This window comes from Edaphobacter lichenicola (assembly GCF_014201315.1).
Classification (GTDB): Bacteria; Acidobacteriota; Terriglobia; order Terriglobales; family Acidobacteriaceae; genus Edaphobacter; species Edaphobacter lichenicola_B.
Genome location: NZ_JACHDY010000002.1, coordinates 380,896 through 393,053, shown reverse-complemented (window position 1 = coordinate 393,053; position 12,158 = coordinate 380,896). Strand labels below are relative to the sequence as shown.

The window sequence follows — 12,158 nt, the reverse complement described above, 5'->3', positions numbered from 1 at the left end:
GACTCGCCTTAATGCTCATCCGTAAGTCTGCTCAAGCTGCTCTCCTGAGCCTCTGTTTGCTCTCTGCCGCCCGTGCCGCCGACACTGCCGCCCTCACCGAGCGACTCCGCCAAGCTGGAGCTTCCAGTTGGTTGGGCAGTCCAGATCTTCAACCGTGGCACCTCAAACTCGACGTCCAGCTATTCAGCGACAAGGGCCAGCCGACCGAGCAGGGCACCATTGAAGAGTGGTGGACCAGCCCGGCTGCGTACCAGACTACCTATGCCTTCCCCTCCTACACCGCGTCGATCATCCGCAGCGGCAACGTTTATAGCAGAACGAAGGGTGCAGACTCGGCGCCGTTTCTTCTACACCTTCTGCTCCGTCAGGTTGTAGCCCCGATGCCGAGCGATAAAGATATATCCCAGTCCACACCCGTGCTCCGTAACCTTACCGTTGAGAAGCTCCCCCTCGAGTGTGTCATGCTCGCTCGGAAGATCGACGATGACTCCCAGCCTCCGCTGGGTCTTTTTCCAACCTACTGCTTCGCACCAGGGAGTACTTCCCTGCGGATGAGCTATGACTTCGGCTCACAGGCAGTTATCCGGAACACCATGGGAGTTTTTCAGAAACGCGAGGTTGCACTGGACGCAACCGTTCTCGACAACGGACATAAGAGGGCGACATCTCACCTAAGCGCGTTGGAGAGCAATTCCACCCTTACACCGCCTGCTATAGATCCTGCGTCCCTTGAGAATGAGGAGCCCGCAACTCCCGTCCCCGGCAACGTGATGGCTGGGCATAAAACCGGGGGTGAGCATCCCGTAGGCCATCGCAGTGGTTCGGTCGTGATGAACGCGACCATCGCGCGTGACGGGCACGTTCGATCGCTGACGCTCGTCAAGGTGTCAAACTCCGACCTTGCCGCCGCAGCGGTTGCTGCAGTACGCACCTGGACCTACACCCCCTGGCTCCTCAACGGAAGGCCAGTAGAGGTCAACACGCAGATCACCTTTAACTTCGTGCAGACTCCCATGCCCAGATAAACGCAGGTGCCGGCCGGAAGCTAGAACAGGATGGATGGCAGCCAGGCGCCGGCGGGATCGTTATAGAGCCCGGCGGTCATCAGCGTCATGGGCTGAACCACTCGCAGACCATTCTGCAGGCACCACCGCAGCAACGCGCTGTTGCGAGAGGGGACGAGGACTCCGGGGCCGGCAAAGGAGTCTACGGAGGCGAGCAACGCCTGCATATCCGGATTTGTCTCCGACGTGGAGTGGCCAAAGAAGGCGAGATGGGTGCTGTATCCGGTAACGCGGCCTACTCGTTCGACGACCAGGGCTGTGCCATGCGAGATGGCCTGTTTCAGATCGACGGCACGGTCGAAGCCATGAACGCGGCGAGAGAGCGAGTTGCAGGCATCTTCGTCCGCCGGGGTAGCGGGCCGCACCTGGCATCCGGAGACGCTGCGTTCGCGAGTCTGTCCCTGGAGGCAGGAGAGCGGCTCGCGGACGTCGAAGCCGCAGGAGGTATAGAGGGCGAGGGAGCGATTGTGAAAGGCCGCCTGGACCAACCGCACTCCGGCGGCTCCCCGATCATGGGCGCGATCCATCACGGCCTGCATCAGCAGACGGCCAACCCCCTTATTTTGTACTCCAGGGTGAATCGTGATGGGCCCGATGCCGCGGATGATGGAGCGCTCGTCAAGGACGTTGCTGCCGACGATCTGGCCGTCGATCTCTGCCACAACGCAATAACAATCAGGGTCTGAAAATAACGAGGACATGACACTTATCGCCATCTCAGGTGTTGGGAAGTCGGGTGGAAAACCATGAGCAGAGCTGATGGCGGTGAAGGCGTCATAATCGATCTGCCCACAGGTTGCGGCATCCTCGGCTCTGGCAGACCTGATAACGACAGACGTAGCTTTCGATGGCATCGTGAAACGCCCTTTGTTTGGTGCGAGAAGTCTACCAGCGCGGCATTCATCGTACCCGCAAGCAGGAGCAAGCTTAGTTGTTGCTCAATCGCCGATTTACACGCGAGGTGGGCGACCTGAACGCACTGCTGTAAACCTTCGCGGAGCGCATCGGCCTTTTGGCGTCAACTAGCGTTTTGCCCTAAGAGATACGGGTTTCCAGTAGACTCCGAAGTCGGATCTTCGTTGCGGGCCAGTCGTTCATCGTAAAGGAATAATTCATTGTGTCGCGAACAAAGCCATCGCGCATAATCGTGTGGCAACGCAAGACTCCGTCGCACACCGCGCCGAGTCGTTCCATGGCACGTTGCGATAGAACATTTCTTGCGTCCGTATTCAGCTCGACCCTGTTTGCCAGAAGCGTTTCGAAGGCGTGGTTGAGCAATAAATACTTTGCCGCCGTGTTGATGTGTGTTCGCCGGTAAGCAGCTCCTAACCAGGACTTTCCCACTTCAAGTCTCTTATGCTCCGGTACGACCCGGTAAAAGCTCGTTGTTCCGACTGCGGATTGACTCGTTTCGTCGATGATCGCGAAGTTCATCTCGGTGCCTCGCTCATTGGCATCCATAGCAGTGCCTATCCAAGCCTGTAGTTCGTCCCTCGACGCAAGGCGCGCAAAAGTCATGTACCGCCATATATCCTCCTCTCCTGACCAAAGAGAAAGCTGGTCGAGATGAGAGTAGTCGACGGGAGCAAGACGGACAGAATAGCCCTGCAGAACCACCTTTTGTAGGGGCCATTGAAAGTGTCGCTCAGACGGACGTTGCATCAGACTGTTGACGACCTCCTTTACCTTTGATCACTCCTGTTCTCGCGTTACGCTGGAGCTCCGTTGAGAAGGCCATTCCTCCCGGAGATCGATACCCATCAAACGCCCACATCGCGTGGAACATTCTTGATTCAAGCACAATAACCGATGCACTCATTGAACGATTCGGGTTCGCGATTGCACGGGTGCGTGCTACTGAGCATATCGGACAGTGTTTATTGGACCTCTGCAATCCAGGTTGCGTAGGGGGCTAGGGTGATTGATTTGGTGAGTGGGGCTTGGCTCAAAGAGGGGTCGTTGGTTTCGAGAGTGGCGGTTGCGCCTTTGGTGAGTCCGAGGGCGGCGTAGTCGTAGTTCAGGGTTTGGGGTTTGCCGGAGAAGTTCAGCGCTACGAGGACCGAGGGTTTGCCGGGTGGGCCCTGGCGCAGGTAGGAGAGGACCTCTTCGTTGGGGTTGAGGACGGTCATGCTGCCTGCGTAGAGCGCCTGGTTGGTGCGGCGAAGGTCGATGAGGCGCTTGTACCAGTTGAGCATCGAGTCGGGATTGGAGGACTCGGCGCTGACGTTGACGGTCGTGTAGTTGGGAGCGACGGGAAGCCAGGTGGTGGCGGCAGTGCTGAAGCCTGCATCCTTCGAGTCGTTCCACTGCATCGGGGTGCGTTCGCCGTCGCGGCCTTTTTCCTTCGGCCAGCCGGTGATGCCTTCGGGGTCGCGCACGTCTTCTTTGCGCGTGGGCGTGGTGGTGACCATGCCGATCTCATCGCCGTAGTACATCTGCGGGGTGGCTCGCGAGGTGAGGAGCAGAGTTGCCATCATGCGGGCGATGCGCGCCTTCATGACGGGGTCGATAATGCCGATGCTGTAGCGATCCCACAGGCGGTCCTGGTCGTGGTTGCCGAAGAAGAAGTAGGGCTGGCCGTGGGCGGGATTGTTCTCGACCTCTTTGAGAAGCTCGCGGAACCTGGGCGCGGAGAGCTTGTTGACGTCGGCGACCTGAAAGTCCATGGGGAGCTGGACCTCGTCGTTGTTAGCGCCGTACATCTTGGAGAGCTCGAGGATGTTGGGTTCGTCGGCTTCGCTGATGAGCACGGGGTTGCCGGGGTACTCGTCGACGACCTTGCGCATCTCGCGGAGCATGTCGTGAACTTCGGGGAGGTTGTCGGTGTACTTGTGCTGGATGTTGGGATCGCCGAAGGCGTTGGTGCCGGGCAGGATGGGATCGTCGTGCAAATTCTCATCTTCGAAGAGGCGGGAGACGGCGTCGATGCGGAAGCCGTTGACGCCCTTGTCCATCCAGAAGCGGAGGACATCCATCATGGCCTTGACGACCTCGGGGTTGCGCCAGTTGAGGTCGGGCTGCTGGACGTAGAAGTGGTGGTAGTAGAACTGCTTTGTGGTGGCGTCGTACTCCCACGCAGAGTGGCCGAACCAGCTCTGCCAGTTGTTGGGAGGGATGGGTTTGCCATCGGCGGTGAAGCCCTTGGGGTCGCGCCAGATGTACCAGTCGCGTTTGGGATTGGTGCGGGAGGAGCGCGACTCCTTAAACCAGGCGCTCTGGTCGGAGGTGTGGTTTGGGACGTAGTCCATGATGACGCGGATGTTGCGGCGTTTGGCTTCGGCGGCCATGTGCTCGAAGTCGGCCATTGTGCCGTACATCGGATCGATGGCCACGTAGTCAGCGATATCGTAGCCGAAGTCGATCTGGGGCGAGGGGTACATAGGGCTGATCCAGATGGCGTCGATACCGAGTTGCTTGATGTAGTCGAGGCGCGAGGTGATGCCTTTGATGTCGCCGATACCGTCGCCGTCGGTGTCCTGGAAGCTGCGTGGGTAGATCTGATAGATGACGCCGTGCTTCCACCAGGGGTCGGCTGCGGTGTTTTTCTGGTCGGCTGCGGGGGCGACTTGTTGAATTGCGCTCTGTGCGTGTGCGCCGGGTAGGAGACTGCCGAGCGCGAGCGTTGCACAGAGGAGGTAGTTTGCAATGGTTGAAGTGCGTAACGGCGTCTTGTTCACAAGCGACCCTCTTTTGTCGTAGCTGGTGCTATCTACTATTTGATGGAGCCGATCTGTCCGATCCACGAAGCGTACGGCGGCAGCGTGATGTTCTGCAGGCTGGTGGTTTGTTTGAGACCGGGTGCATCGGTGAGGAGTGTGGTCACCGTCTTGCCGTGATTGAGTGAGATGGTCTGGGGTTGAGCGGTGAAGTTGAGCGCTACGACGATTGAAGGATGGCCAGCGACGCCCTCGCGCATGAAGGAGAGGACGGAGGGGTTGGACTCATCGAGCATCACCTGTTTGCCGTCGCGGAGTGTGGGATCGCTCTTGCGCATCGCGATTAGCTGTTTGTACCAGTTGAGCAGCGAGTCGGGTTCGCTCTCTTGGGCCTTCACATTGACGGTGGTGTAGTTGGATGGGAGGGGGAGCCAGGTGGTGGAGGCGTCGCTGAATCCGGCGTTTTTGGAGTCGTCCCATTGCATGGGGGTGCGTTCGCCGTCGCGGCCTTTTTCTTTGGGCCAGCCGGTGATGCCGATGGGATCCTTCACGTCTTCTTTGCGCGTGGGTGTGGCGGTGATCATGCCGAGTTCTTCGCCGTAGTACATGAGGGCGGCGGCGCGAGAGGTGAGGAGTACGCTGGCGAGAATCCTTGCGATGGCCTGGTCGTGGACGCCGTCGCCGTAGCGCTCCCAGCTGCGGACGTTGTCGTGATTGTCGAAGACGAAGAGAGGTTGCGAGCCGTTGAGCTGGGTCTCGGCATCGTTGATGAACCTGCGAAAGCTGGTGGCGTCGAGCTTGTCGCGGTCGCCGTGGAAGCCGAGGAGCATGTCCATGGGGAGTTGCAGCTCATCGTGCTTCGCGCCGCCGTACCACTCGTTGAGCGCGGCGGTGTCGGGGAGGTAGGTCTCGCCGATTAGGACGCGGTTGCCTGGGTACTTCTCTACCATGGCGCGCATGCGGCGGATGACGTCGTGGACTTCGGGGAGATTGCTGGTGTAGATGTCTTTGAGGTTGGGATCACCCTGGGCGTTGATGCCGCCGGTCTCGGGTTCGTTGCGGAGTTTGGGGTCCTCGAAGAGGGTGGGAATGGCATCGAGGCGGAAGCCGGCTACGCCGCGGTCGAGCCAGAAGCGCATGGCGTCGAAGCAGGCTTTTTCGACGGCGGGGTTGCGCCAGTTGAGGTCGGGCTGCTGCTTGTAGAACTTGTGATAGTAGAACTGGTGGACGGCCGGAACCCACTCCCATGCGGAGCCGCCGAAGCCGGAGACCCAGTTGTTGGGCGGGACGCGGCCTTCATGCTCGAAGCGCTTCTGATAGGCGGTAACGTTGGGGCCGTTGGCGGGGACGCCGTCGTTCCAGACGTACCAGTTATGCCTGGGGTTGGAGCGGGAGCTGGCGGAGTCGATGAACCACTGGTGCTTGTCTGAGGTGTGGTTGAGGACCATGTCGAGGACGACGCGAATGTTTCGCTGTTTGCCCTCGGCGATGAGGTGATCCATATCGGCGAGGGTGCCGTACTGTGGATCGACGGCCTCATAGTCAGAGATGTCGTAACCGAAGTCGACCTGGGGCGAGGGGTACATGGGCGCGATCCAGATGGCGTCGATGCCGAGGTTTTTGAGGTAGTCGAGGCGCTGGGTGATGCCGTTGAGATCGCCGATGCCGTCGCCGGTGGAGTCCTGAAAGCTGCGGGGATAGATCTCGTAGAAGACGGCGTGCTTCCACCAGGGGCCGTCGTTGTGTGCGGCGGTGGCGACGGGCGAGGGTTGGGGTGTCTGACTTAGTGCGAGGCTGCCGGAGGTCCAAAGAGCGCTGGTGGCAAGGATTGCAAGGAGACGCAGCCAGCTTGAAGAGGATGTGTTGGGATGGCGTAACTTGGTGGTCAAAACAGGCCTCCGGGAGTTCGCAACACTATAGCATTTGGGACACGAACTGCGACCGATGGTCATGTCATTTTGATTGTGGTTTGAGAGGGGAGAACCTTCGCGACGAGGTAGAACGCAATGTGTTTCGTTGCGGCCGATTAGGTGAGTTTTTGGTTCGGCGAGGGATGGGTTCCGCAAGAGCGGCGAAGGACTGTTTTCGTTTGCAAGAGGATGTCGCGCGTGGGGAGGTCGGGTTTTTCGAGCCGCTGCAGCATGGTTGCGATTGCCATGGCGCCGATGTGGGCACAGTTCTGATGCTGTGTGGTGAGCGGCACGGGGAGGAGGCTCGCGTATTTCACGTCGTCGATTCCGACGATGCGGATCTCATCGGGAACGCGTATTCCGCGAGCGGCGAGGCCCTGCATGATGCGGGCTGCGGTGATGTCGTTGGCGCAGACGATGGCGTCGGGGTGGCAGTCGTTGAGTATCGTCTGTAGGAATTTGGGATCTTCTGGATCGCCGATACGAACGAGGTCCTGTTGCAGGTTGACTCCTCGAGCGAGGATAGCCTCTCGATAACCGGCGATACGTCCGTGAACGGTGGAGGCAGAGAGACGCCTGGCGACGAAGGCGATGCGTCTGGCTCCGTGCTGGAGCAGATGCTGGGTGATGAGAAATCCCGCGCTGCGATTGTCGATGCCGACGAGGTCGTACCTGGAACGCAGGGGATAGGGGGCGTAGCACCTGTCTAGCAACACGACGGGAATGCCTGCGCGATCGAACGCAGAGGCGATGCGTCGGTTGACGATGTCTTTTTCGGGAGTGAATTCGAGCGGCGCGAAGAAGACTCCGGAGACCTTTTGCGCGATGTACTTGTGGCAGAGCTGCTCGGCCTCCTTCTGCTGCTGGGCGAACTCGCCCATGGAGTGTCCCCACAGGAGGGAGTGCGGCCTGGAGAGAGGCGACTGCATCATGCCGTTGCAGATGGGTTCGAAGATCTCGGTTCGGCCGAGATCGGGAATGAGAAGCCCGAAGACGTGATCGGCCGAGGCAATGGGCGCGAGAACGTGGGTGCCTGAGCCAGGACGTCGCGATACGAGGCCCTGCAACTGGAGCTCATGGACGGCTTTCGCCACCGTGATGCGTGAGGCGTTGTAGCGCTTTCCGAGTTCGGTTTCGCTGGGAAGACGGTCTCCGCGACGAAGGGCTCCGGTCTTGATGGCGGAGTGAAGATCCTCGAAGATCTCGCGGTACTTCGGTGTGGCGGACGACTCTTTCCTGCTGCCGGAGCTGGTTTGCGAGTCGGCGGGGGCTGACGATTTGTTCTCGGTTCGGGAGATCCCGGTGTTCTTCATGCAAGTCAATTCGATCGGTTGAAGTGTGTCGTTAATGTATAGACAAATCGATATCCAGGCGAGCCGCGATTGGACCGACAGATCGAAGGTGGTCAACCTTTTGGTGGATATCCTTCTGCAACGAGAAGTCGAAGCGACTCTGGGAATGGGAGGCTAACTGATTGTTTTCAGATGATTTGTAGAGACAATTTCCAGCCGGCATAAAGTAAAGCTCGCCATAGAGGTACGACCAATTGGAGCTTTTTATTGGAAGTTCTTCCAAAGGGGTTTGTTTGTCAATAACTTGCAAAATAATAACTGTTCAAACTTATTGACATTGTCCGGGCGTCGCGAGTATTTTTCGGTTCGATTCAAAAGGCCAATAGTTTTGGTTGTGACAAGGCGTTGTTGGCCTGACTTGGTGGTCAGGTTTGCATTGGTTCGGCTTTTGAAGTGATGTTCGGCAGCACTTAGAGATGATTGCCAACAGTAAGCAAAACGTGAAGCACTTTTTGGAGGTTTGCGATGAGAGTTGTGACGCGAGTAACAGTGGGGTTGCTATTTGCCGTGTGTGCTCTGGCGTCTTCGCCGGTGGCGTATGGCCAGGCGGTTTATGGTTCGATCTTCGGATCGACCGTGGACAGCACGGGTGCGGCAGTTCCAGGCGCGACGATTACAGTTATCGACAACGCGAAAGGGACGTCAGTTTCCGTGCAGTCTAATGGAAGCGGCGAATTTACTGTTGAACATCTGATCCCAGACGTCTACGACGTGAAGGTGAGCGCGCAGGGTTTCAAGGGGTTTGAGCAGAAGGGTATCTTGGTGACTGCTGACACCTCGATCAAGGTGGAGGCAGCGCTGACGGTTGGAGGATCCGATCAAACGGTTGAGGTAAATGCAGATGCTGTCCCCCAGTTGAAGACGGACCGTGCGGATGTATCGACGACATTTGGGGCGAAGGAGATTACGGACCTGCCCATTCCGGACAGGAATTTTACGAATCTGCAGTTGCTTTTGCCAGGCGCGCAGTTGCTCGGGTGGAGCCACGCGGCGAGTGAGAATCCGCAGGGCTCGAAGCAGATCGAAGTGGACGGCCAGGCGTTTGCGGGAGTCGCGTTCCAATTGGATGGAACTGACAACCAGGACCCGATCCTCGGAATTATTGTGGTCAATCCTAACTCCGACTCGCTGTCCGAGACGAAGATCACGACGCAGAACTTCGACGCGGAGTTTGGCAAGGCAGTGTCGTCGGTGGTGACGGCGCAGACGAAGTCAGGGTCCAACAACTGGCATGGATCGGCATTCGACTACCGCGAAAGTAACGCGAACCTTGCACGCGAGCCATTCTCGCAGGGTTCCGGCCAGCTTTCGGCGACGAACCCGTTCCCTCAGGGCTTGAAGAATCAGTTTGGCGGATCGATTGGTGGAAAGATCATCAAGGATAAGTTGTTCTTCTTTGGAGATTATCAGGGAGTAAGACAGAAGGTTGGTATCGCGAACGTGCAGACCGTTCCGACGGCGCACCTCGTCTCGACCTGCATTGGACAGGCCACAACCGTAACTGGACAGCCCGGATGCGATTTCAGCGAATATACTCCGGCAGTCGGACAGCTCTACCACCAAGTGAACGGCCAGTCTATTGCTTACGCGAGCAATGTTATCCCCGCGTCGGACGTGTCTGTGCCGGCGCGGAACTTCCTCAAGCTTCTAGCGCCTTACGCTCCGAATACGCCTGGCTCTCCTGTGGGCCCCACGGGACAGCAAGTCACCGGACTCAAGAACAATTATGCGGGTAGCGGGACCGGTGGTTTCAACAGCGATCAGTGGGACGTTCGAGGTGACTGGACGGTCAACGACCGGGTACACGTCTTTGGGCGCTTCAGCCGTTTCACGGACACCCTTACGGGTAAGACGATCTTTGGCGATGCCGGAGGATCGGGGTTTGGCTTGGGTGGTTATGGTGGCACCTCGCAGGGCGCAAACGACAGCGCAGCGGCGGGTGTAGATATCGCCGTGAACTCGAAGTTGGTTACCGACGTGCGCCTTGGCTACTTCCGGTACAACATTGGGACATCGAAGTACGACGCGGGTACAAATCTGGCTACGAACATTGGAGCGCCGGGTTTGAATCTGGGAGATCCCATCACGAGTGGTTCACCGTCGTTTCAGCTAACGGAAGTCGCCAGCTTTGGACCGCCGAACAACAGCCAAACTCAGGGACCGCAATACGGTGCCGGGTTGAACGTGGACCGTTGCAACTGTCCGCTGACCGAGCGCGAAGACCAGTACCAGCTTGCGAACAATTGGACCAAGACTATAGGCAACCACAGCGTTAAGTTCGGCATGGACCTGCGTTATGCACGCAACCTGCGGGTGCCGAGCGACAACGACCGCACTGGCCTTTTGTTCTTCGGTACCGGTCCGTCGGGGGCGAACGGGGCCACCGGAAAGACTGGCTTGGGATTTGCATCGTTCGTACTCGGCAGCCCAACTCAGTTTGAGCGGTATGTGAGTACAACGACGAATGCCAAGGAGTTTCAGAAACGAGACTTCTTCTACGCCCAGGATACGTGGCGTGTTACTTCGAAGCTGACGGTCAACCTGGGCTTGCGCTATGAGCTGTACTTCCCAGAGAGCGTGAACGGTAAGGGAAATGGAGCGCTACTGAACCCGACCACTGGCTATCTCCAGGTGGCAGGTTTCGGCAACATTGGCAGCAACATGAACTACAACCGCCCGGGAAATGCTTATAACCCACGCGTCGGAGTTGCGTATCAGGCGACTCCTGCGACCGTGATCCGAGCCGGGTACGGACGAAGCTTCGACATTGGCGTATTCGGTTCGATCTTTGGTCACGCAGCGACGCAGAACCTTCCGGTGCTGCAGAACCAAACGATCACGGCTAGCGGCACTGCCTCCGCGTTCGACCTGGCAGTCGGACCAGCTTTGGCGGCGCCGGTCGCAGTACCAGCGAGCGGTCTTCTGCCAAATCCGGGTTATCAGGTGACTTCGCGCGCGCGGCCGACGACACTTCGTCTGCCAACTCTCGATGCCTGGAATTTGAGTGTTCAGCAGTCGTTCTCGCCCACGTTGTCGATGACGGTCGCGTATGTTGGCAACAAAGGTACTCATACCTTCGGCGATATTTCAGGCAATACGACCAACCCGAACGAGGCCGCAATCGCTTTGCCCTCAGATCAGAGCTTTAATGGTGAGGCATTGCATTGGGATCCGAATCTGCCCAATCTTCCGGGTAATGTGAGTCAGTATGTGAATGGTGTTGGCCCGGGTGGCGCTGTCAACAACCAGAACCTGCTGCGGCGGTATTACGGCGGTAAGCTGGCAGCCTGTGCCGATCCGAACTATGTGCAGCCGGTTGGGCAAGGTCTCGCCCCAGGCGCTTGCGGATGGAGTAACGATATTACGGATTTCTCTGACAATCTCGATACTCACTACAACGCGCTGCAGGTAACCCTGGCTAAGACGTATGCGCATGGCATTTCGGTCAATGCAAACTACGCGTGGCAGCAGGCGATAAGCGACTCGGTAAATTACTCTTCGTGGGACAAGCACATTGTTGCTGGTCGAGACGGGGCGCTACGTCAGCAGCAGATTATCGTCTACGGACTATTCGAGTTACCGTTCGGAAGGAATAAGCTGTTGCTCTCGAACGTGAACGGAGTGATCAACCAGATTGTGAGCGGAATCCAGATCAGTCCGGTCATCAACTACTCGAGCGGTTTGCCGTTCACCTTGACCTATTCGACTTGCAGCCAGCAGGTCCCGTCAGATGCGCCCTGTCGAGTAAACGGCGATACTCGCCGCTTCCACTCCCAAGAGACAGGAATCCCGGGTAATAACCTGTTGTTTTACCAGTCTTATAATATCGATAGTGGCAACGGGCCTTTCTCGCGACCGGGTCTCGACCAGATCGGCAATGTGGGACGGAACACGGTCTTCGGGCCGCATTTCTTCAACGCTGACCTGTCGATCCAGAAAAACTTCCTTATTCGTGAGAAGCTAACCTTCCAGTTGCGAGCGGATGGCTTCAACGCCTTCAACCATATCAACTGGGGCGCACCTGGCGGCAATGTGGACCAGGGAGGCTCGATTACGAACGGACCCTTCCCGAACAACTCGGCCAATCCGAGGCAGTTGCAGTTCTCGGGGCGTTTTCAGTTCTAGACCTAGCAGGGATATAAAAAAGGGGGAGCTACGGCTCCCCTTTTATTTCGG

Annotated in this window: 7 protein-coding genes; 2 read left to right on the top strand and 5 right to left on the bottom strand. The window is 58.0% G+C overall.

The genetic code is table 11. The features are described from left to right. The first annotated feature begins 11 nt into the window (after positions 1-11). Positions 12-1,025: an energy transducer TonB gene (locus HDF09_RS07940; protein WP_183764367.1), complete on the top strand. Its 1,014-nt coding sequence runs from the start codon at positions 12-14 to the stop codon at positions 1,023-1,025. Positions 1,026-1,045: 20 nt separating this feature from the next. Here HDF09_RS07940 and HDF09_RS07935 read toward each other — a convergent pair whose 3' ends face one another. The 5 genes from HDF09_RS07935 to HDF09_RS07915 all read right to left on the bottom strand — a co-directional run bounded on the left by HDF09_RS07935 (position 1,046) and on the right by HDF09_RS07915 (position 7,943). Continuing rightward, positions 1,046-1,918: a GNAT family N-acetyltransferase gene (locus HDF09_RS07935; protein WP_183764364.1), complete on the bottom strand. Its 873-nt coding sequence runs from the start codon at positions 1,916-1,918 to the stop codon at positions 1,046-1,048. 181 nt (positions 1,919-2,099) lie between these two features. After that, positions 2,100-2,726, bottom strand: coding sequence for a GNAT family N-acetyltransferase (locus HDF09_RS07930; RefSeq protein ID WP_183764361.1), 627 nt, complete (start codon positions 2,724-2,726; stop codon positions 2,100-2,102). A 215-nt stretch (positions 2,727-2,941) separates the two neighbouring features. Then, positions 2,942-4,741: a glycoside hydrolase family 13 protein gene (locus HDF09_RS07925; protein WP_311719016.1), complete on the bottom strand. Its 1,800-nt coding sequence runs from the start codon at positions 4,739-4,741 to the stop codon at positions 2,942-2,944. A gap of 35 nt (positions 4,742-4,776) precedes the next feature. Beyond that, a complete protein-coding gene (locus HDF09_RS07920; RefSeq protein WP_260181018.1) occupies positions 4,777-6,609 on the bottom strand; it encodes a glycoside hydrolase family 13 protein in 1,833 nt (610 codons plus the stop codon). A 137-nt stretch (positions 6,610-6,746) separates the two neighbouring features. Further along, positions 6,747-7,943 carry a GntR family transcriptional regulator gene (locus HDF09_RS07915; protein WP_183764356.1) on the bottom strand — a complete coding sequence of 399 codons (1,197 nt, stop codon included), beginning with the start codon at positions 7,941-7,943 and terminating at the stop codon, positions 6,747-6,749. Between the two features lie 504 nt (positions 7,944-8,447). Here HDF09_RS07915 and HDF09_RS07910 point away from each other — a divergent pair. Next, positions 8,448-12,107: a TonB-dependent receptor gene (locus HDF09_RS07910; RefSeq protein WP_183764353.1), complete on the top strand. Its 3,660-nt coding sequence runs from the start codon at positions 8,448-8,450 to the stop codon at positions 12,105-12,107. The last annotated feature ends 51 nt before the right edge of the window (positions 12,108-12,158 follow it).